The 18,777-nt window shown below is 65.3% G+C and carries 21 protein-coding genes, 2 tRNA genes and 1 pseudogene; 17 read left to right on the top strand and 7 right to left on the bottom strand.

Annotated elements, in window-relative coordinates; translation table 11 throughout:
* The first annotated feature begins 636 nt into the window (after nucleotides 1-636).
* Nucleotides 637-927 carry a hypothetical protein gene (locus tag DKT70_RS17760; RefSeq protein WP_146612602.1) on the top strand — a complete coding sequence of 97 codons (291 nt, stop codon included), beginning with the start codon at nucleotides 637-639 and terminating at the stop codon, nucleotides 925-927.
* Nucleotides 924-1,148, top strand: coding sequence for a hypothetical protein (locus DKT70_RS07400; RefSeq protein ID WP_111558533.1), 225 nt, complete (start codon nucleotides 924-926; stop codon nucleotides 1,146-1,148). Before DKT70_RS17760 ends, DKT70_RS07400 begins: the two co-directional genes overlap by 4 nt.
* Nucleotides 1,149-1,168: 20 nt before the next feature.
* Here the strand turns inward: DKT70_RS07400 and DKT70_RS07395 are convergent.
* The 3 genes and pseudogenes from DKT70_RS07395 to DKT70_RS07385 all read right to left on the bottom strand — a co-directional run bounded on the left by DKT70_RS07395 (nucleotide 1,169) and on the right by DKT70_RS07385 (nucleotide 2,606).
* Nucleotides 1,169-2,304, bottom strand: a pseudogene (locus DKT70_RS07395) (IS3 family transposase).
* An 81-nt stretch (nucleotides 2,305-2,385) separates the two neighbouring features.
* A tRNA-Lys gene (locus DKT70_RS07390) sits at nucleotides 2,386-2,461 on the bottom strand.
* Between the two features lie 69 nt (nucleotides 2,462-2,530).
* Nucleotides 2,531-2,606, bottom strand: a tRNA-Lys gene (locus DKT70_RS07385).
* A gap of 119 nt (nucleotides 2,607-2,725) precedes the next feature.
* Between DKT70_RS07385 and dapF the strand changes: the two genes are divergently transcribed.
* The 6 genes from dapF to dxs all read left to right on the top strand — a co-directional run bounded on the left by dapF (nucleotide 2,726) and on the right by dxs (nucleotide 8,835).
* The gene (dapF, locus tag DKT70_RS07380; protein ID WP_233490465.1) at nucleotides 2,726-3,529 is read left to right on the top strand and encodes a diaminopimelate epimerase; all 804 of its coding nucleotides are present in this window, start codon (nucleotides 2,726-2,728) and stop codon (nucleotides 3,527-3,529) included.
* On the top strand, nucleotides 3,526-4,779 hold the full coding sequence (gene mtaB / locus DKT70_RS07375) for a tRNA (N(6)-L-threonylcarbamoyladenosine(37)-C(2))-methylthiotransferase MtaB (RefSeq protein WP_111558531.1): 1,254 nt from the start codon (nucleotides 3,526-3,528) through the stop codon (nucleotides 4,777-4,779). Before dapF ends, mtaB begins: the two co-directional genes overlap by 4 nt.
* Before the next feature lie 63 nt (nucleotides 4,780-4,842).
* Nucleotides 4,843-5,763 carry a histone deacetylase family protein gene (locus DKT70_RS07370; protein WP_111558530.1) on the top strand — a complete coding sequence of 307 codons (921 nt, stop codon included), beginning with the start codon at nucleotides 4,843-4,845 and terminating at the stop codon, nucleotides 5,761-5,763.
* Entirely contained in the window at nucleotides 5,760-5,996 is a 237-nt protein-coding gene (locus DKT70_RS07365; RefSeq protein ID WP_111558529.1) for an exodeoxyribonuclease VII small subunit, read from the top strand. The genes DKT70_RS07370 and DKT70_RS07365 overlap by 4 nt, the downstream gene beginning before the upstream one ends.
* Nucleotides 5,997-6,010: 14 nt before the next feature.
* Nucleotides 6,011-6,874, top strand: a complete 864-nt coding sequence (locus tag DKT70_RS07360) for a farnesyl diphosphate synthase (RefSeq protein ID WP_111558548.1) — start codon at nucleotides 6,011-6,013, stop codon at nucleotides 6,872-6,874.
* A 29-nt stretch (nucleotides 6,875-6,903) separates the two neighbouring features.
* Nucleotides 6,904-8,835: a 1-deoxy-D-xylulose-5-phosphate synthase gene (gene dxs / locus DKT70_RS07355; RefSeq protein ID WP_111558528.1), complete on the top strand. Its 1,932-nt coding sequence runs from the start codon at nucleotides 6,904-6,906 to the stop codon at nucleotides 8,833-8,835.
* Here the strand turns inward: dxs and fliP are convergent.
* Genes fliP through fliF form a run of 4 tightly spaced genes read right to left on the bottom strand, consistent with a single transcriptional unit; the run spans nucleotide 8,826 to nucleotide 11,921 of the window.
* Complete coding sequence (gene fliP, locus DKT70_RS07350) at nucleotides 8,826-9,521, bottom strand: flagellar type III secretion system pore protein FliP (RefSeq protein ID WP_407672197.1); 696 nt, start codon at nucleotides 9,519-9,521, stop codon at nucleotides 8,826-8,828. The two genes, dxs and fliP, sit on opposite strands and share 10 nt — an antisense overlap.
* Entirely contained in the window at nucleotides 9,521-9,778 is a 258-nt protein-coding gene (locus DKT70_RS07345) for a FliM/FliN family flagellar motor switch protein (RefSeq protein ID WP_083554021.1), read from the bottom strand. Before DKT70_RS07345 ends, fliP begins: the two co-directional genes overlap by 1 nt.
* Entirely contained in the window at nucleotides 9,766-10,329 is a 564-nt protein-coding gene (locus DKT70_RS07340; protein ID WP_146612601.1) for a hypothetical protein, read from the bottom strand. Before DKT70_RS07340 ends, DKT70_RS07345 begins: the two co-directional genes overlap by 13 nt.
* Before the next feature lie 8 nt (nucleotides 10,330-10,337).
* Nucleotides 10,338-11,921: a flagellar basal-body MS-ring/collar protein FliF gene (gene fliF, locus DKT70_RS07335; RefSeq protein WP_111558526.1), complete on the bottom strand. Its 1,584-nt coding sequence runs from the start codon at nucleotides 11,919-11,921 to the stop codon at nucleotides 10,338-10,340.
* A gap of 117 nt (nucleotides 11,922-12,038) precedes the next feature.
* On the opposite strand from fliF, the gene DKT70_RS07330 reads away from it, so the two are divergent.
* Genes DKT70_RS07330 through DKT70_RS07290 form a run of 9 tightly spaced genes read left to right on the top strand, consistent with a single transcriptional unit; the run spans nucleotide 12,039 to nucleotide 18,763 of the window.
* Complete coding sequence (locus DKT70_RS07330) at nucleotides 12,039-12,503, top strand: flagellar basal body-associated FliL family protein (RefSeq protein WP_111558525.1); 465 nt, start codon at nucleotides 12,039-12,041, stop codon at nucleotides 12,501-12,503.
* Complete coding sequence (locus DKT70_RS07325; protein ID WP_072295674.1) at nucleotides 12,500-12,850, top strand: hypothetical protein; 351 nt, start codon at nucleotides 12,500-12,502, stop codon at nucleotides 12,848-12,850. The genes DKT70_RS07330 and DKT70_RS07325 overlap by 4 nt, the downstream gene beginning before the upstream one ends.
* A complete protein-coding gene (locus DKT70_RS07320; protein WP_111558524.1) occupies nucleotides 12,843-13,385 on the top strand; it encodes a MotE family protein in 543 nt (180 codons plus the stop codon). Before DKT70_RS07325 ends, DKT70_RS07320 begins: the two co-directional genes overlap by 8 nt.
* 10 nt (nucleotides 13,386-13,395) lie before the next feature.
* Entirely contained in the window at nucleotides 13,396-14,262 is an 867-nt protein-coding gene (gene motA / locus DKT70_RS07315; protein ID WP_111558523.1) for a flagellar motor stator protein MotA, read from the top strand.
* A 5-nt stretch (nucleotides 14,263-14,267) separates the two neighbouring features.
* The gene (locus tag DKT70_RS07310) at nucleotides 14,268-14,516 is read left to right on the top strand and encodes a hypothetical protein (RefSeq protein WP_233490464.1); all 249 of its coding nucleotides are present in this window, start codon (nucleotides 14,268-14,270) and stop codon (nucleotides 14,514-14,516) included.
* Nucleotides 14,513-16,588 carry a flagellar biosynthesis protein FlhA gene (locus DKT70_RS07305; RefSeq protein WP_111558521.1) on the top strand — a complete coding sequence of 692 codons (2,076 nt, stop codon included), beginning with the start codon at nucleotides 14,513-14,515 and terminating at the stop codon, nucleotides 16,586-16,588. The genes DKT70_RS07310 and DKT70_RS07305 overlap by 4 nt, the downstream gene beginning before the upstream one ends.
* Nucleotides 16,588-17,343, top strand: coding sequence for a flagellar biosynthetic protein FliR (locus DKT70_RS07300; RefSeq protein ID WP_111558520.1), 756 nt, complete (start codon nucleotides 16,588-16,590; stop codon nucleotides 17,341-17,343). Before DKT70_RS07305 ends, DKT70_RS07300 begins: the two co-directional genes overlap by 1 nt.
* Complete coding sequence (gene flhB / locus DKT70_RS07295; protein WP_111558519.1) at nucleotides 17,340-18,398, top strand: flagellar type III secretion system protein FlhB; 1,059 nt, start codon at nucleotides 17,340-17,342, stop codon at nucleotides 18,396-18,398. Before DKT70_RS07300 ends, flhB begins: the two co-directional genes overlap by 4 nt.
* On the top strand, nucleotides 18,392-18,763 hold the full coding sequence (locus DKT70_RS07290; protein WP_072295681.1) for a hypothetical protein: 372 nt from the start codon (nucleotides 18,392-18,394) through the stop codon (nucleotides 18,761-18,763). Before flhB ends, DKT70_RS07290 begins: the two co-directional genes overlap by 7 nt.
* Nucleotides 18,764-18,777 lie beyond the last annotated feature (14 nt).

The raw sequence follows: 18,777 nt of genomic DNA, 5'->3' as shown, positions 1-18,777 counted from the left end.
GTTTCAGGCGCTCAATCTGCGCCTCGGCCAGCCAGTAAAGATTGCTCATAGAGCAGGTCTCCTTGCGAAGCCTGAATCACCGCAACGGACTGAAATCAATGGGTCTGGAGCCTAGACGATCAACTGCACGGGGCGCGTGCTATTCAGGATGACACGCGCCCCGCGACCAGGATGCCGACATGATCGGGACCTACTCGGCGGCCTCGAGATGTAGCGCATCGGAGATGGTTACGCTGAGCAGCCCGTCCGATCTCAGCTGGACCGCCCATTTTCGCCAGACCCTTTCGTTGTATTCGATCCCCCCCGACGGAAGGACATTCAACGAACGGGTATTGAAGCTTACTTGCTTCTTATCCTGCATAACCTGGTCACCACTTACAATTTAGGACGCTTTACATATGGCCTTACGGATACATCAACATATCTTTACAGATATATCATGCCGGAAGACAGATTGCGTTGCGACTGCGATGAGCGACAAGATCAAGGCCCTCACACCCTGATCAGGTGCCCAACACTGCCACAATAGGCCAAACGCGGGTCATGGACATCATGGCTTTTGGGATAGTTTTTTCTACTTTGCAGCAGAGCGCCAAGGTGCCAAGGGCGACCCTGCGGCGGAACAGGTGGCGAACCATGCGTCGTCTGCAGCCAGACGATCGACAATTCGAGGAATTAGATGGTGAGCCCAACAGGAGTCTGCGCTTTGTTGCAAATCAAGGGGTTACTCTGGCGGACCCCCACAACATTTCCTTTGATTTTATTGACGAAATTCAGGGTCTGACGAACCATCCGGACGCCCCCGGAGCCCCAAACAAAATTGCCGGGGTAGCTGGCACTCCACCCGACAACAAAGAATGTCTTTCGACATCAACAGCCTACGCCCCCTCCGCCACTGGCGCAAGCCTCACGGAGGACCGGCCATGAGCTACGTCGTAGAGGCCCATTGCCATGAGTACCGTTTCGGCAGTGCCGTCCGCAAGCAGATCACCATGTTCCTGGCCAACAATGCCAGCGATGACGGCTCGGGCATCTGGTGCTCCAAGGGGTTCGTTCGGCGCCACACGGAGCTGAGCGAGACCAGCTTCAAGCGGACCATCTCGAACAGAGGTGGTCTGGAGTTTTCGACCAGTTTGCCGCCTCGCTAAGCTTTGGCATGGGTTTCATGTCAGGCGGCGGCTCTCAGGTTCGGGTTGGCAGTATCATAGGTTTCAGTGGGCGTCAGCAACCCGTGCGATGAGTGTGAACGTTTTTCGTCATAGTAACTGATCCAGGCGCCGATCCCCCTGCGGGCCTCGGAACCGGCCTCAAAGGCGTTCAGGTAGACGCATTCGTATTTGAGGGAACGCAACAGCCTTTCGATCATGCGGTTGTCGATCCAGCGGCCACGCCCATCCATGGAAATCTTCACTTTTGCATCCAGCAGCACCTCGGTGAACTCGGTGCTGGTGAATTGAGAACCTTGATCGGAGTTACAGATTTCGGGCGGCCCGTATTTGGCCAGTGCTTCCTTCAAGGCCTCGACACAGAAACCTGCGTCCATGGAGTTCGACAGCCGCCAGCTCAGCACCCTGCGACTGTGCCAGTCCATGATGGCGACCAGATCGAGGAACCCCCGGCGCATGGGGATATAACTGATGTCGGTGTACCAGACCTGATTGGGGCGGGTGATGGACAGGCCCCTAAGAAGGCAAGGGTAAATCCTGTGCTCTGGATGCTTCTTGCTGGTCTTCGGCTCCTGATAGATTGGCACAGGCCGCATGAGCTTCATCAACCGACGGACCCGATGACGTCCGCATCGATGTCCCTCTCGTTGCATATGGCGGGCCATTTGCCGCGAGCCATACCACGGCGTCTCGAGGAACTGCCGGTCGATGACCTCCATGAACTTCAGGTTCTCGGCGCTTTCACCGCGCGGCTGGTAATAAAGACCAGAGCGCGCCAGTGACAGCAGGCTGCATTGCCGCCGGACGCTGAGATCGGGGTGATCCTGATTCACCGCTTTTTGCCTCCAGTGCCGAGAATGAGACTGCGGACAAAAAATCGCGTTCCACAACCAACTGGCCGATCTTGGCATGCAGCTTTTCGACCTCATCCGCAGAAATCTGCGGTGCGGCGGGCGCACCACTGCCAAAGGCCGAGCCCATGTTCTCGATTGCTGTTCTCTTCCAGCCCGTGATCATGGTGGGGTGGATGTCATACTTCTTTGCCAGTTCAGCTGTCGTCAGCTCCTCGCGAATGGCTTTTAAGAGCCACCTTCGCCTTGAACTCCGCCGAATAGCGCTTCCGTTTCGTTATGCAGATCAGTCCTTCGTCAATCGCCAGGGCTTAGCGACCGGTCCGAATTCCTGCGGCCACCTTTGGGAAAGGAAAACTGATGTTCAGTGGTGAGCCCAACAGGATTCGAACCTGTGACCCACTGATTAAAAGTCAGTTGCTCTACCAACTGAGCTATGGGCCCACACAAAAGTCTCATAAGGGCACCGGCCCGGAGGGTCAAGGCATCTCTTTGAAACTATAGGAATTTCAGTGGTGAGCCCAACAGGATTCGAACCTGTGACCCACTGATTAAAAGTCAGTTGCTCTACCAACTGAGCTATGGGCCCAACACGAGGCGGTTACTAGGAGGGGTGGCTGGTGGCGTCAAGCGGAAAAAACTGGATGCTGGCAAATTCATTTCACGGGGACTATATCGCGCGGCATGACGCATGCATCCCCGACCGGAATGCCCTTCCTGAAAATGCACGGGCTGGGCAACGACTTCACAGTGATCGACTTGCGCGGCGGGATGGCACGTCCCGACGCGGGTCTGGTCGCGCGCATCGCCGACCGCCATCGCGGCGTCGGCTTCGACCAGCTGGCAGCCATCGAGGACTGCGATGATGCCGATGCGCGCCTTGTGTTCTGGAATGCCGACGGTTCGCTCAGCGCGGCTTGCGGCAACGCGACGCGCTGCATTGCGCGGCTGCTGATGGACGAAACGGGCAAGACCGCGCTGACCCTGCGCACCGATCACGGGATGCTGCTGGCCGAGGATGCGGGTGGCGGCATGACGCGGGTGAACATGGGCCCGCCGGTGCTGGACTGGCAGGCGATCCCCTTGGCGCGGGACGTGGACATCGACCACCTGCCGATCGACGGCGACCCGGTGGCGACGGGGATGGGCAATCCGCACATCACCTTCTTCGTGAATAACGCGCAGGCGGTCGATCTGGACCGCTTCGGCCCCGACCATGAACATCATCCGCTTTACCCGCAGCGCACCAATGTCGAGATCGTGCAGATCCTGTCCGACAGTGAAATCCTGCTGCGCATCTGGGAACGTGGCACCGGCCCGACGCTGGCATCGGGCTCCTGTTCCTGTGCGGCGGTCGTCGCGGCCGCGCGGCGCGGGCTGACCGGGCGGCGCGTGACCGTCAACGTGCCGGGCGGGCAGCTGCTGATCGACTGGCGCGATGACGGCGTCTGGATGGAGGGACCGACGGCATTGGTCTTCCGCGGCACCCTGACGCCCGAGTGGCTGTCATGAGCGCGCCTGTCTTCTCCACCCTCGGCTGCCGCCTGAACGCCTATGAGACCGAGGCGATGCGCGAGATGGCCGATGCCGCCGGTCTGTCCGGCGCCGTCGTCGTCAACACCTGCGCCGTCACCGCCGAGGCCGTCCGCAAGGCCCGCCAGGAAATCCGCCGCCTGTCGCGCGAAAACCCCGGCGTGCCGGTCATCGTCACCGGCTGCGCAGCCCAGACCGAGCCCGAGACCTTCGCCTCGATGCCCGAGGTGAGCCGCGTCATCGGCAACCATGAAAAGATGCAGCCCCAGACCTGGGCAGATCTGCGCGCCCCCGACCTGATCGGCGAGACCGAAAAGGTGCTGGTCGACGACATCATGTCCGTGCAGGAAACCGCAGGCCACCTGATCGACGGTTTCGGGCGCCATCGCGCCTATGTGCAGGTCCAGAACGGCTGCGACCACCGCTGCACCTTCTGCATCATCCCCTTCGGGCGCGGCAATTCGCGGTCCGTCCCGGCGGGCGTCGTGGTCGAACAGATCAAGCGCCTTGTCGGTCGCGGCTTCAACGAGGTCGTGCTGACCGGCGTCGATCTGACCAGCTGGGGCGGTGATCTGCCCGGCACGCCGCGCTTGGGCGATCTGGTCATGCGCATCCTGCGCCTTGTTCCCGATTTGCCGCGCCTGCGCATCAGCAGCATCGATTCGATCGAGGCGGATGAGAACCTGATGCTGGCCATCGCGACGGAACCGCGCCTGATGCCGCATCTGCATCTGTCGCTGCAGGCGGGTGACGACATGGTGCTGAAACGCATGAAGCGCCGCCACCTGCGCGACGACGCCATCGCGTTTTGCGAAGAGGCCCGCCGCCTGCGCCCCGATATGGTCTTCGGCGCCGATATCATCGCCGGTTTCCCCACCGAGACCGACGAGATGTTTGCCAACTCCGTCAAGCTGGTCAGCGACTGCGACCTGACCTTCCTGCATGTCTTCCCCTATTCCGCGCGTCAGGGCACGCCTGCTGCTCGGATGCCCGCCGTCAAGGGCCCGGTAATCCGCGACCGCGCCGCGCAACTGCGTGCGGCGGGCGATGCGGCCCTGCGCCGCCACCTGGACGCCCAGATCGGCAAGACCCACCGCGTGCTGACCGAAGGCCCTCGTCTTGGCCGGACCGAGCAGTTTACCGAAGTGTCCTTCGATGCCGATCAGCCCGAAGGCACGCTGATGGATCTGACCATCAAGGGGCATGACGGCCAGCACCTGACCATCTGAAGCCTGCTTGCGATGCGACCGCGCTGCCCCTAGCCTTCGGGCAAAGGGCGCAGGGGGAACAGCATGGCTCGCACCATTCTTTACACGCACGCATCGGGGGCGGGGCACCAGACACCGGACGGGCATGCCGAACAGATGGCCCGCCATCAGGCAGTGTTGGACGCACTGGCGGATCTGGACCTAGACCGCAGGCAGGCGCCGCTGGGTGCAGATGCCGACGTCCTGCGCTGCCATCCGGCCAGCTATCTGCAGGAACTGCGCGAACGCACCCCCCGGCACGGCACGGTCATGCTGGACGCCGATACCTTTTTGTCGCCGGGCGGGTTGACGGCGGCGCTGCATGCGGTGGGCGGGGCCTGCGCGGCGGTCGATGCGGTGCTGCAGGATGGCGGGAATGCCTTTGTCGCCATGCGTCCGCCCGGTCATCACGCCGAAACCGAAACCGCGATGGGCTTCTGCCTTCTGGGAACGGCGGCCATCGCGGCGCGGCGCGCGCTGGACCATCACGGGCTGGATCGCGTGGCGGTGCTGGATTTCGACGTCCATCACGGCAATGGCACACAGGACCTGCTGTGGAGCGAGGCGCGCGCCTTCTTCGCCTCCAGCCACCAGATGCCGCTCTATCCGGGGACGGGGGCCGCGTCGGAAACGGGCGCGCATGGGCAGATGGTGAACGCACCCCTGCCGCCCGAATCGGACGGGGCGCTGGCCCGTGCGGTCTGGGACGACATCCTGTCGCAGGCCCGCGCCCATGATCCGCAGCTGGTGATCATCTCGGCAGGGTTCGATGCCCATGCCGCCGACCCGCTGGCGCAGCTGAACTGGGACGAGGATGATTTTGCCGCCATCACCCGCGCCATCTGCGACATGGCGGCGGCCTGCGGGGCCCCGGTGGTATCCTGCTTGGAAGGTGGCTATGATCTGGACGCTCTGGGACGCGCGGCGCGTGCCCATGTGCAAGTGCTGATGGAGACCGCAGAATGAGCGATATCAAGACCCTGTCCTTCGAGGAGGCGATGCGGGAACTGGAAGCGACCGTCGGCAAGCTGGAAACCGGCGAGGCCACGCTGGAGGAATCGATCGCGCTTTACGAAAGGGGCGCCGCCCTGCGCGCGCATTGCGAAACCCGCCTGCGCGAGGCCGAGGAGCGGGTCGAAAAGATCACCTTGGCCGCCAATGGCCAGCCGACGGGGACCACGCCTGCCGAGGGGCTGTGATGTTGGCCGACCCCATGCAGGCGCGGCTTGCGCAGGTTCAGGACATGGTCCAGGCCGAACTGGCCCGCGCGATAGGGGCGCTGCCGGGGGGCGATCTGCGCGACGCGATGGCCTATGCGGTGCGGGGCGGCAAGGGGCTACGCGGGTTTCTGGTGATGGAATCGGCGCGCCTGCATGGCGTTTCCGACGATGCCGCCCTGCCTGCCGCGGCGGCGGTCGAAGCCCTGCACGCTTATAGCCTGGTCCATGACGACCTGCCCGCGATGGATGACGACGACCTGCGTCGCGGCCAACCGACCGTGCATGTGAAATGGTCCGAGGCCACCGCGATTCTGGCGGGCGACGCGCTGCAGACGCTGGCCTTCGACCTGCTGACCGACGACCGCATCGGGGCCGCGCCCTCCCGGCTGCGGCTGGTCGCGGCCTTGGCGCAGGCTGCGGGTGCGCAGGGCATGGTCTGGGGTCAGGCGCTGGATATCGCCGCCGAAACCGCCGGAACGCCCCTGGACCTGGCGGCCATCACGCGGCTGCAGGGCGGCAAGACCGGGGCCCTGATTCGCTTTGCCGCCACCGCCGGTCCCCTGATCGCGGGCGATGACCCGACCGCGCTGGACCGCTATGCCGATGCACTGGGACTGGCCTTCCAGATCGCCGACGACATCTTGGACGTGACCGGCTCCGAAGCCGTGACGGGCAAGCGCGTCGGCAAGGATGCCGATGCCGGCAAGGCCACTTTCGTGTCGCTTCTGGGACTGGACGGAGCCGAGGCCGAGGCGCGACGACTTGTCGCCGCAGGCGCCGATGCGCTGACCGGCTATGGTGAGGCTGCGGGAAACTTGCGCCTGCTGGCGCGTTTCGTTATCGAGCGCGACACCTGAACGCCGCCCGCCCCGGAGGAGGGCCAGCCATGACAGACCACCCCAAGACTCCGCTGCTGGACAGGATCACGCTTCCGTCCGACCTGAAATCATTCGACGATCACGACTTGCGGCAGGTCGCCGACGAGCTGCGGTCGGAAACGATCAGCGCGGTCAGCGTGACGGGCGGCCACCTGGGCGCCGGACTGGGCGTCGTGGAACTGACCGTGGCGCTGCACGCGGTCTTTGACACGCCGCGCGACAAGATCATCTGGGACGTGGGGCATCAGTGCTATCCGCACAAGATCCTGACCGGACGCCGTGACCGCATCCGCACTTTGCGCACCGGCGGCGGTCTGGCCGGTTTCACCAAGCGCGCCGAGAGCGAATACGATCCCTTCGGGGCGGGGCATTCCTCGACCTCGATTTCGGCCGCATTGGGTTTTGCCACGGCGCGGGATCTGGGCGGCGATCCGGGCGATGCCATCGCCGTCATCGGCGACGGCGCCATGAGCGCGGGCATGGCCTATGAGGCGCTGAACAATGCAGGTCACGAAGGCCGCCGCCTGTTCGTCATCCTGAATGACAACGAAATGTCGATTGCCCCGCCGGTGGGGGCGATGTCGTCCTATCTGACGCGGCTTTACGCGGGTGGTCCCTTCCAGGAGTTGAAGGCCGCCGCCAAGGGCGCGGTCGGTTTCCTGCCCGACGCCTTCCAGGAAGGCGCCCGCCGCGCCAAGGAAATGCTGAAGGGCATGACCGTCGGCGGCACCCTGTTCGAGGAGCTGGGCTTTTCCTATATCGGCCCCGTCGACGGGCATGACATGGAGCAGCTTCTGCCGCTGTTGCGGACGCTGAAGGCGCGGGCGACCGGTCCGGTCCTGATCCACGTCGTGACCAAGAAGGGCAAGGGCTATGCCCCCGCCGAGGATGCGGCCGACCGCGGCCACGCCCGCGGCCGCTTCGACGTGGTGACGGGCGAACAGGCCAAGGCGAAATCGAACGCCCCCAGCTATACCGCCGTCTTCGCCAAGGCGCTGATCGACGAGGCAGGGCGCGACGACCGCATCCTGGGCGTTACCGCCGCCATGCCCGATGGCACCGGGTTGAAGCAGTTCGCCGAACGCTTCCCGCGCCGCTGTTTCGACGTGGGCATCGCCGAACAGCATGCCGTGACCTTCTGTGCGGGTCTGGCGGCGGGCGGCATGAAGCCCTTCTGCGCGATCTATTCGACCTTCCTGCAGCGCGGCTACGACCAGATCGTGCATGACGTCGCGGTTCAGAACCTGCCCGTGCGTTTCGCCATCGATCGGGCCGGGCTGGTCGGACAGGACGGCCCGACCCATGCGGGCGCCTATGACATTGCGTTCCTGGCCAATCTTCCGGGCTTCACCGTCATGGCCGCCGCGGATGAGGCCGAGCTGGTCCACATGGTCGCCACCGCAGCCGCCCATGACAGCGGCCCCATCGCCTTCCGCTTTCCGCGCGGCGAGGGAACAGGCGTGGAAATGCCCGAGCGTGGCCAGATCCTGCCCATCGGCAAGGGACGCATGATCACCGAAGGCAAGACCGTGGCCCTCCTGTCCTTCGGCACCCGTCTGTCCGAGGTGATGGACGCCTGCGAGGCGCTGTCGGCACGCGGCATCACGCCGACCGTGGCGGACGCGCGTTTTGCCAAGCCGCTGGACCGCGACCTGATCCTGAGGCTTGCCCGCGATCATGATGCGCTGATCACCATCGAGGAAGGCGCCGTCGGCGGTTTCGGCAGCCATGTCGCGCAGCTTCTGGCCGAGGAAGGCGTCTTCGACACCGGGTTGAAGTTCCGTTCCATGGTGCTGCCGGACGAATTCGTTGATCACGATGCGCCGCGCGCGATGTACGACACCAGCGCGCTGAACGCCGAACATATCGAGGCGAAGGTCCTGTCGGTCCTGGGCATCGGCGATCTGGACGCGCGCCGGGCCCGCGGGGATCAGCTGTAGCTGCGCACCAGCGCCCCCGCGATCATCGTCCAGCCGTCGACGACGACAAAGAAGGCCAGCTTGAAAGGCAGCGACACCACCACCGGTGGCACCATCATCATGCCCATCGACATCAAAACGGCCGATACGACCAAGTCGATGATCAGGAAGGGCAGGGCGATCAGGAAGCCAATCTCGAAGGCGCGCTGTATTTCCGACAGCATGAAGGACGGGATCAGCACCGACAGGCGGTCGGCGGCCCCGCCTGCGCCGGGGGCGATCTCGGCCATGGCCGCCAAGGTGTCGGGGTCGGTGCGGGCGGACATGAAGCCCTGAAAGGGAATGATGCCGCGCTGGAAGGCCTCGGCAATCTCGATCCGGCCCTGCTGCAGGGGCAGCCCGGCGGTCTGCCATGCCTCGCGCAGGACGGGGTCCATGATGAACCAGGTCAGAAAGATCGACAGGCTGACGATCAGCATGTTCGGCGGCGACTGCTGCAGGCCGATGGCTTGGCGCAGGATCGACAGCACCGTCACGATGAAGGGAAACGCCGTCACCATGATGGCGATGCCCGGCGCCAGCGACAGGCCCGTCAGGGCCAGCACCAGCAGCACAGCGTTGTCGCCCAGACCCGCGCCAAGCGCGTCGCCCAGATCCTGCGCCGCTGCCGCGTGGGGTAACAGCGCCAATACAATCGCCAGCCGGATCACGCCGCCCCCGTCGCGCCCAGAACCCGCACGCAAAGCCGGTCCTCGGCGCTGCCGTCGCTGGTCAGTTCGCCGCGGGCGATGACCTTGTCGCCCACGCAGATCTCGACCCCGTCCTCAATGGCCTGATCCAGGACCAAGACGTCGTCGGTGCGTAGCGCCGACAGTTGCGCGACGGTCTGGCGGGTGCGGCCAAGGCGGATGGTCACCTCGACCTGGATGTTGTCGGTGTCGATCAGATGCATCAATGCGTCCATGTCGTGTCGTCCTCTGTGATCTCGGAAATCAGGGCGCGGATATCGCGGGTGATGGTGTCGGGGTCCAAGGTGATCCGGCCCCCCTGCAGGGTGACGGTGATGGTGTCGGTCGCGGCGGGGCCGATGGCGATGGAGTGCAGGCCGGTCTGATGCAGGCAGCGGTCGACCATGGCCCGCATCCGGTCGCTGCAGGCGATCTGGGCGACCAGCGGCGTGGCCTCTTGCGCCAAGCGCGCCAGCTCGCGCGTCAACGCCTGTTCCATCCGGCCAGCGCTGGCCGATGGCGCGACAAGGTCCAAAACCTGCGTCAGGATCGGAGCCAGCGCCTGCACGGCCTCGGACCTGATCCGGGCACGGCGGGTTTCGTCATCGGCCATGGTCCGGGCCAGTTGCACCAAGGCGGCATCCAGCGCCCGCAGCTGATCGTCCTGAGCCTTCAGCGTCGCCTCTTCGGCGCCTTCGGCAAAGGCGCGGTCCAGGTCGGCCTGGGTGAAGATCATCGGCGCAGCCTGTTCGACGGCGGCATTGGAAAAGGATTCCAGTTTGAACATGGCAAGGGTCAATTCGCGGTCTCCTTGTTGTCGATCCAGCCCGACAGGATCTTGGCGCTTTCGTCGTGGCGTTCCTTCATCATGGACTTCAGGCGCGCGACGGGATCGGCCGGCGGCAGGGACAGGGGCGCTGCGGCGGGCTCGGGGCGTTCATCCGTCAGGGCCGGCGGCGCGGTCTGCACGACGACCGGTTCGTCGTCGATGGTCCCGGTCAGGGCAGGGGCCGGGACGGGCGGCGGCAGGCTGTCATCCAGCATTGGCACCGGGGGCGTCCGGTTGCGCATGACGGGACGCAGCAGCAGCAGGATCACCGCCAGCGCAAAGATGCCGATCAGCGCGATCCGGGCGAGGTCGTTCAGCGCCAGACGGTCCAGCAGGCCCGGTGCGGCCAGGCTGCCGTCCTGGGTCAGGTCGGCGAAGGCCAGCGACTTGACCGTCAGCTGATCGCCCCGCGCCTCGTCGAAGCCGGTGGCCGATGCCACCAGTTCGCGCAGGGTCTGCAGTTCGGCGTCAGACCGGGGCACCAGCGTCGTCTGGCCCTCGGCATCGGTCTGGGGGATGCCGTTGACCAGGACGGCGACGGTCATGCGGCGGGTCGATCCGGGCTGGCGCGACACCTCGCGGGTGGTGCGGCTGACCTCGTAATTCGTCTGCTGGCGGTTTTCGGACCGCGCGCTCTGGGACTTGTCGCCCTCCTGCTCCTCGGCGTCGGGCAGGTTCGATGCGGCGGTCACCGGCCCAGCCCCGGTCGAGTTGCTAGTATCCGACGTCTCCTCGGTCACGGTCGAGATCATCGCCCGCTGTTCGGGATCGAAACGCTGTTCGGTCAGCAGTTCGGTATCGGTGACCAGATCCAGGTTCAGTTCGACGATGGCGTTGCCGATGCCGACATGAGGTTCCAAAATGCGTTCGACATTGCGCTTCATCTCGGCGGCGCGGTCGGCGCCGGTCCGGTCGTCATCGCTGGCCACGATGCCGTTCTTGCTGTCGATGACCGTCACGCGATCGGGCGACATGCCCGGCACACCCGACGACACCAGGTATTTCAACGCCGCCGCCTGTTCGCGGGTGATGGCCCCGCCTGCCGTCGTCAGCGTGACCGAGGCGCTGCCATTCTGATCGCGCCGATAGCCGCGCCCGGTTTCGATGGCCAGATGCACCCGCGCCGTGCGGACATTGGGCAGGGCCAGGATGGTGCGGGCCAGCTCGCCCTCCTTGGCCCGCCAATAGGCGGCGTCGAACATCTGCGAGGTGGTGCCAAAGCCCGACATGCCGTCCAGCAATTCGTAGCCGGTGCTGCCGGCCGCCGGCAGACCCTGCGCCGCCAAGTCCATGCGCAGGCGGTCGCGCTGGTCGGCATCGACCCAGATGGCATCGCCACGCACCTCGTAGGGGACGCCGGCGCGTTCGATGCCCGCCACGACCTCTCCGGCCTGGGCGGGGTCGAGGCCACCATAGATCAGCGCCATGTTGGTCCGGCTGGCGAACCAGCCAAAGCCCGCGATGACCAGGAAGGCGGCCAGGAAAGCACCACCAAGGATCATCCGCTGGGCGGACGTTCGCTCGTTCCAGTAATCCTGCAGTTTTTGCAAAACCGTTCCTTTCGAATCATCGCTTCATTGTCGTCGTGACCCTGATTGACATGGCCCACGTTAAGATTCGGTTAGTCGCGTTCTGATATTTCGGTCTTGTCAGGACGGAGAATCACGATGACCGAAACCGCCGAAACCAAGCCCCGCAAGAAAGGGATGCTGATCCCGATCGCGGCGACGCTGATCCTTGGAGGGGCGGGGTTCGCATCGACCTATCTGGGGCTGTGGTCGCCCGCGGCCATGCTGTCGGCCCCCGCCGAAGCCAAGGCCGGCCCCGTCGGGGTGCAGGCGGAATTCGTCGACATTCCGACGATCGAGATCATCATCCCCGGCGGTCGCGCCCGCAGCCTGATCCTGTCGGCCACCATCGAAAGCGACGCCGCGCACAAGGCCCAGGTGCAGCACCTGATGCCGCGCGTGTCGGACGCCTTCACGACCTTCCTCTCGGACGTGGACCCGTCCGCCTATGACAAGCGCGGCGTGCTGGAAATCATCCGCACCGAACTGGTCGGCCGCACCCGTCTGGTGCTGGGCGACGAGGCCGTCAAAGACCTGCTGATCACGGAGTTCAGATTCAAATGACCACCGACCATGTGCTGCAGGCCCTGCTGCTGATCGCCTGCGTGGGCCTTGCCTTCTTCTGCATCACGCTGACCCGCCGCTTGCGCCGGCTGAACGATCTGGAAAGCGGTTTGGGCGGCGCGATCGCCGTCATGGCCGCCGAGGTGGACCGGCTGGAACGGGCCATCCGTTCGGCCCGCGACGAGGCGACCGCCGCCAGCGAACTGCTGGCGGACGAGATCGAGACGGCGCGCCGGGAACGCGCCATCTGGGACCTGCGCCAGCGGATCGGCCTGGCCGCCGATGCCGCGCCCCGGCCGCAAGCCGCGCGCCGCCTGCGCAAGCGCGCCGAGGTGGCCGATGTCTAGGAAAATCCTGCCGGTCCTGGCCGTGCTGTTTGCCCTGCCCGCAGGCGCTATGATCTGGAAGGGCCAGGATTTCGCCCAGGTCTTTCAGGCCGTCGCAGGCCCCTCCGACCTGTTGGAAGGGTGCACAGACGTCCCCGAAGCCGTCGCCTTGGCCGAGGAATTGCGCGACCGGGCGCTGCGCATCGAGCGCTACATGCAGGCGCTCGATCAGCGGAAGGCCGATCTGGACACCGCCGAGGCGACGCTGCGCACCCGGCTGGGACAGCTGCAGGCCAGCAAGGGCGCCATCAAGGCCACCCGCGATGGGACGACCCAGGCCGTGCGCACCGATATCGACCGTCTGATTGCCCTTTACGATCAGATGAAACCCGCCGAGGCGGCCGCCATTCTGACCAACCTGCCCGCCGATTTCGCCGCCGAGATCCTGATGCGCGTCCAGCCCGAGGCCGGCGCCCGCATCATCGCCGCCGTCGAGCCGCGCCAGGCCGCCTTGCTGACCGCGCAGATGGGCGCGCGCAGCGTCCGCAAACCATAAGGAAACACAGATGTTCGGTTTTGTCGGAATCATCCTCACCATGGTCATGGTCTTTGGCGGCTATCTGCTGGCGGGGGGCAAGATGGGCGTCATCACCCACGCCCTGCCGTTCGAGATGATGATGATCATGGGCGCCGCCATCGGGGCCTATCTGCTGTCCAATGACAGCCACACGCTGAAAGCGACGGTGGGCGGGCTGGTGCGGGCCTTCAAGGGTCCCAAATGGACCGCGCAGGATCATCAGGACGTGCTGTGCCTGATGTTCCAGCTGCTGAAGATCGCGCGGGAAAACCCCGTGGCGCTGGAACAGCATATCGAGACGCCGGCCGAATCGCCGATCTTCTCGGCCTATCCGCGGCTTTTGGCGGACCACAACGTCGTCTCGCTGATCGCGGACACGCTGCGCTCTGCCAGCCTGAACTATGACGATCCCTATCAGGTCGAGGACATGCTGACCCGCCGCATCGCCACCATGAAGGAGGAGGAGATGCACGTCCCACACGCCCTGCAGAACATGGCCGACGCCTTGCCCGCACTGGGCATCGTCGCCGCCGTTCTGGGCGTGATCAAGACCATGAGCTCGATCGACCAGCCGCCCGCCGTACTGGGCAAGATGATCGGCGGCGCGCTGGTGGGGACCTTCCTGGGCGTGTTCTTGTCCTATGGTTTCGTGGCCCCGCTGGCCAACCGGCTTGGCGGTGTCGTCAAGCAGGACATGGGCTTTTACGACGTGATCAAGTCGGTGCTGGTCGCCGGTCTGCACCAGCACGCCACGCCCCTTTGCGTCGAGGTGGGTCGCCAGTCCGTCCCCGAGCATGTCCGCCCCAGCTTTGACACGCTGGAAGGCGCGTTGCGCGACCTGAAGAAGGCCGCGTGATGGGCATGGGCGTGATCATGCTGGCGGCGTCACTTGCAGCCGCCCCTGCGGGTTTCGAGGAATTCGCCGCCGATGCGAATGGTTGGCTGCTGTCGGGGCAGGGCCTGCCGCGCGATTACCGCGTCACCCTGATGCAGATGGACAGCGCCGACCGGATCAGCGCCATCGCCTATCTGCGCCGCATCGGCCTGCTGAACGACACCCCCTGGACGCTTGACGATCTTCTGCGACCCGCCAAGGAGCCAGCCCGATGACCATCGCGAAATCCCGCAAGATCGTCGATGCGCCGCTGCTGATCACCGGGGGGCTGGTGCTGGTGGTGATCTCTCTGGTGATCCCCCTGCCTGCGGGGGTGCTGGATTTCGGCATCGCGGTGTCGATCGCCATGGCCACCCTAGTGCTGGTCATGGCGTCGCTGGTGGACAAACCCACGGATTTTCAAGCCTTCCCGGTGCTGCTGCTGGTCAGCCTGGTCATCCGTTTGTCGCTGAACGTATCCTCTACCCGCCTGATCCTGACCGAGGGGCAGAACGGCAAGGAGGCCGCGGGCCATGTGATCAACGGCTTTGCCGATTTTGTGGCGGGCGGGTCGATCCTGGTGGGGATCACGGTCTTTGCGGTGATCTCGGTCGTGAACTTCATGGTCATCACCAAGGGTTCGGGGCGCATGGCCGAGGTCGCTGCCCGTTTCGCGCTGGATTCGCTGCCGGGCAAGCAGCTGGCCATCGACGGCGACCTGAACGCGGGCGCCATCGACCACCACGAAGCCAAGCGCCGCCGCATCCGCGAACAGACCGAGATCAGCTTTTTCGGTTCGCTGGACGGGGCCTCGAAATTCGTCAAGGGCGACGCGGTCGCGGGCATCGTCATCACGCTGATCAACCTGATGATCGGCCTGACCGTCGGCATCGTCGTCCACGGCATGCCCTTGGCCGAGGCGGCATCGACCTATTCCCACCTGACGATCGGCGACGGGCTGGTCAGCCAGATTCCGGCGTTGATCACCTCGATGGCGGCGGCGCTGCTGCTGTCGCGCGGGGGCGCGACGGACACGACCGCCGACCTGCTGTCGGCCGAATTCACCCGCAGCTGGCAGCCCGCCGCAATGGTCGCCGCCGCGATGGTGGTGATCTCCTTCGTGCCGGGTATGCCGCAGATGCTGTTCATGGGCATCGCGCTGGCTCTGGCCTTCATGGCGTGGCGCATCGCGAACAGGGCCGAGAAGCCCGCCGACATGGCGGATGCACCTGCCGCCGATCCCGCCCCCGCGGCCCGCATCGGCGACGTGCTGGACACCGATGATGTCAGCGTCGAGATCGGGTCCGACCTGATCCTGGTCGCGCTGGATCAAGCGCGCGGTCTGGGCAGCCGGATCGGCAATCTGCGCATCCATATCGCGCGCAGCTTCGGCATGGTGCTGCCCGATGTGCGAATCACCGATACCGACGATCTGCCACCCGGCGATTACCAGATCCGCATCCAGGGCGTCGTGCGGGGGCGCGGCACGCTGCACCCGTCGCAGGTTCTGGCGCTGGGGCCCGATGCAGTTCTGTCCGAACTGCGCGGCACCAGCGTGCGCGAACCTGTCTATTCCAGCCCCGCCCGATGGATCGCGCCGGACGATCAGGACGACGCCTCGGTCATGGGCGCCACCGTCGTCACCCCGATGGAGGTTCTCTCGACCCATCTGATGGAAGTCGTGAAATCCAACCTACCGGCGCTTTTGACCCTTGGTGCCATGCAGCGCCAGATCGAGGAACTGAAGACGCTGTCCGACACCAATCGTGCCGAACGCAACCGCAAGTATTTCGACAGCATGATCCCCGAAAAGGTCACGCCCGAAACCCTGCTGGCGATCCTGCGGGCGCTGCTGGAGGAGCGCATCTCGATCCGCAACCTGCCGCTGATCGTCGATGCCATCTGCGAATTCCGCAACGTCGAATCCCCCGAGATGATTTATGAACTGGTCCGCAAACGCCTGCGCGGCCAGATCACCCAGCAATATTCCGACGACGCCGGCCGCATCGCAGCCCTGCAGCTGCACCCCGCATGGGAGGCCGAGTTCGTCCGCGCCGATGCCGAAACCGGGCGTGCGGGCGGTGGCGCGATGACGCCGGACCTGTCCAAGCGCCTTCTGGAAGCCGCGCGCAAGGCGGTGTCGCTGGCCGAACCCGTGGCGCGGACCGTCATCGTGGCCCCCGACCACCGGCGCCGGATGATCCGCGCGGTTCTGGGCGCGAACGGCATGTCCGTTCCGGTGCTGGGCCTGGAAGAGGTCGATCCCGCCGCCGAACTGAGGCTGCTTGGCACGATCGAGGCCGCGTGATGTGGCAGCAGCTGCAGGCGATCTTTCCGGGTCTGGATTGGTCGCTGGTGCTGGTCTATGCCCGTGTCCAGGCCTGCGTGCTGATCCTGCCGGGCCTGGGCGAGCGGGTCATCCAGGCCCGCGTCAAGGTTGCCATCGCGCTGGCCATCACGCCCCTGTTGGGCGGTCTGGTTCCCCTGGCCACCATCCCCGACGAACCCATGGGCCTGGTCGCCCAGATCACCCCCGAAATCCTGCTGGGCTTTGCCACCGGCACGATGCTGCGGCTGATGGCGCTGGCCATCGACATCGCCACCACGGCCATTGCGGCGACGGCGTCGCTGTCCCAGATCATGGGCATCCAGAACGAGGCCGCCCCCCATCCCATCGGCAACATGCTGCATCTGGCGGGCATCGCGATCCTGATGGCACTGGGGTTACCGGCCATGCTGATTGACCTGATTGCCGACAGCCTGCGGATCTGGCCGCCCGCGCAATGGCCTGACGCCGAAATGCTTGCCACGGGGATCGTCGGCGTGGTGGCCGACAGCTTTCTGCTGGCGATGATGCTGGCGGCGCCATTCACGCTGGGCGGCTTCCTGTTTCAGGCGCTGACCGGCGTCATCAACCGGGTCATGCCGGCGCTGCCGGTGGTCTTCATCGGAGCGCCTGCCGCGATCTTTCTGGCGCTGATGGGACTGGCCATCCTGTCCCCGATGCTGATCGGGCTGTGGGCCGATGCGGTCCTGTCCTTCATGCTGCCGGTGGCACCATGAGCGAGGACAGCGATGACAAGCAGTTCGAGGCCAGCGAACAGAAGCTGACCCAGGCCCGCGAAAAGGGCGACATCCCGCGATCGACCGAGCTGAATGCCGCGACCATGTATCTGGGTGCTTTCCTGGCCTTTTCGATGGCGGCGGGGCTGGCGGTCCGCCAATGGCTGGCCATGGCCAGCCGCGCCTTGGGGTCCGAGGATTGGCCCGATGATGTCGCGGCGACGGCGCGCGACATGTCAGCCTATGCGGCGGTGGCCGCGGTGGGGCTGGCCGCGTTGCTGGTGGCGGCGATCCTGCTGGGGCTGGTCGCCACGCGGGGACTGATCTTTTCGCCCGAGAAACTGGCCCCCGACTTCAAGCGGATCAACCCGATGAAAAATGTGGGCCAGAAATTCGGGGCGAACGGCATGGTGACCTTCGGCATCTCTCTGGGAAAGGCGGGGCTGGTCTGTGCGGGGGGATGGTTCCTGTTCGCCAGCCTGCTGGACCGGATCGCCGGCAGTGCCCTGTCGGGCGCGCAATGGACCACCGCCCTTGGCGCGATCATGGGACAGGTTCTGATCCTGGCGCTGATCGTGTCGATCCTGTTCACGGTGCCCGACATCTTGTGGAAATGGTTCGACCATCGCCGCAAGAACCGCATGAGCCGCAAGGAAATGCAGGATGAATACAAGGAATCCGAGGGCGACCCGCATCTGAAGGCGGCCCGCCGCCAGCGCGCTGTCGATATTGCGATGCAGCAGATGCTGACCGACGTGGGCAAGGCAGATGTGGTGATCGTGAACCCGACCCATTACGCCGTCGCGCTGCAATGGAAGCGCGGATCGGGCCGCGCCCCGGTCTGCGTGGCCAAGGGGACCGACGAGGTCGCGGCCCGGATCCGCGCCAAGGCGCGCGAACATGCGGTGCCGATCTGGTCCGACCCCTCCTGCGCCCGCGCGATCCACGCGCAGGTCAAGATCGGCCACGAGATCGGCCACGATCATTTCGCCGCCGTCGCCGCGGCCATCAGATTTGCCGAGAAGATGCGTCAGAAAGCGAGGGCAGGGTGGTAGACAGGATCAAGCAACTGGCCCAGCTGGAGGCCCTGGCGCGCATCCGCGCCGAACGCCAGCTGAAATCCTTTGCGGCCTTCGCGGCGCATATGACCGCGGCGCATCAGCATGCCGAGGCCCTGCGCAATTCGCTGGCGCAAAGCTATGCCAGCGTCGCCCCGCTGACCATCCCCGAGGCCCGCGCCGCGAATGCCCAGGCCGGTCGCGCCGCGCGCGAATTGCGTCATGCCGACCGCGAGATGCAGCAGCTGCAGCCCCGCTTCGAGGCCGCCCGCAAGGTGGCCGCGACCGAGTTCGGCCGCGCCGAGGCCCTGCTGGGTCTGGGGCACAAGGAAAGGCAGTGGCGCGACCGCGAACGGTACTGAGCCTGCCATTGGAC

This window comes from Paracoccus sediminilitoris (genome assembly GCF_003259195.1).
GTDB classification, from domain to species: domain Bacteria; phylum Pseudomonadota; class Alphaproteobacteria; order Rhodobacterales; family Rhodobacteraceae; genus Paracoccus; species Paracoccus sediminilitoris.
Note: the sequence above shows the minus strand (reverse complement) of the source record. Positions and strands in the feature narration are given on the sequence as shown.

What these genes read in the sequence shown, in the direction of transcription:
- DKT70_RS07300 (WP_111558520.1), top strand. Translation starts at nt 16,588, where the DNA reads ATGTGGCAGCAGCTGCAGGCGATCTTTCCGGGTCTGGATTGGTCGCTG.
- DKT70_RS17760 (WP_146612602.1), top strand. Translation starts at nt 637, where the DNA reads ATGCGTCGTCTGCAGCCAGACGATCGACAATTCGAGGAATTAGATGGT.
- DKT70_RS07305 (WP_111558521.1), top strand. Translation starts at nt 14,513, where the DNA reads ATGACCATCGCGAAATCCCGCAAGATCGTCGATGCGCCGCTGCTGATC.
- DKT70_RS07365 (WP_111558529.1), top strand. Translation starts at nt 5,760, where the DNA reads ATGAGCGATATCAAGACCCTGTCCTTCGAGGAGGCGATGCGGGAACTG.
- motA (WP_111558523.1), top strand. Translation starts at nt 13,396, where the DNA reads ATGTTCGGTTTTGTCGGAATCATCCTCACCATGGTCATGGTCTTTGGC.
- DKT70_RS07330 (WP_111558525.1), top strand. Translation starts at nt 12,039, where the DNA reads ATGACCGAAACCGCCGAAACCAAGCCCCGCAAGAAAGGGATGCTGATC.
- DKT70_RS07345 (WP_083554021.1), bottom strand. Translation starts at nt 9,778, where the DNA reads ATGGACGCATTGATGCATCTGATCGACACCGACAACATCCAGGTCGAG.
- DKT70_RS07370 (WP_111558530.1), top strand. Translation starts at nt 4,843, where the DNA reads ATGGCTCGCACCATTCTTTACACGCACGCATCGGGGGCGGGGCACCAG.
- dapF (WP_233490465.1), top strand. Translation starts at nt 2,726, where the DNA reads ATGCCCTTCCTGAAAATGCACGGGCTGGGCAACGACTTCACAGTGATC.
- DKT70_RS07325 (WP_072295674.1), top strand. Translation starts at nt 12,500, where the DNA reads ATGACCACCGACCATGTGCTGCAGGCCCTGCTGCTGATCGCCTGCGTG.
- DKT70_RS07360 (WP_111558548.1), top strand. Translation starts at nt 6,011, where the DNA reads ATGCAGGCGCGGCTTGCGCAGGTTCAGGACATGGTCCAGGCCGAACTG.
- flhB (WP_111558519.1), top strand. Translation starts at nt 17,340, where the DNA reads ATGAGCGAGGACAGCGATGACAAGCAGTTCGAGGCCAGCGAACAGAAG.
- DKT70_RS07310 (WP_233490464.1), top strand. Translation starts at nt 14,268, where the DNA reads ATGGGCGTGATCATGCTGGCGGCGTCACTTGCAGCCGCCCCTGCGGGT.
- DKT70_RS07400 (WP_111558533.1), top strand. Translation starts at nt 924, where the DNA reads ATGAGCTACGTCGTAGAGGCCCATTGCCATGAGTACCGTTTCGGCAGT.
- dxs (WP_111558528.1), top strand. Translation starts at nt 6,904, where the DNA reads ATGACAGACCACCCCAAGACTCCGCTGCTGGACAGGATCACGCTTCCG.
- DKT70_RS07340 (WP_146612601.1), bottom strand. Translation starts at nt 10,329, where the DNA reads ATGTTCAAACTGGAATCCTTTTCCAATGCCGCCGTCGAACAGGCTGCG.
- DKT70_RS07320 (WP_111558524.1), top strand. Translation starts at nt 12,843, where the DNA reads ATGTCTAGGAAAATCCTGCCGGTCCTGGCCGTGCTGTTTGCCCTGCCC.
- mtaB (WP_111558531.1), top strand. Translation starts at nt 3,526, where the DNA reads ATGAGCGCGCCTGTCTTCTCCACCCTCGGCTGCCGCCTGAACGCCTAT.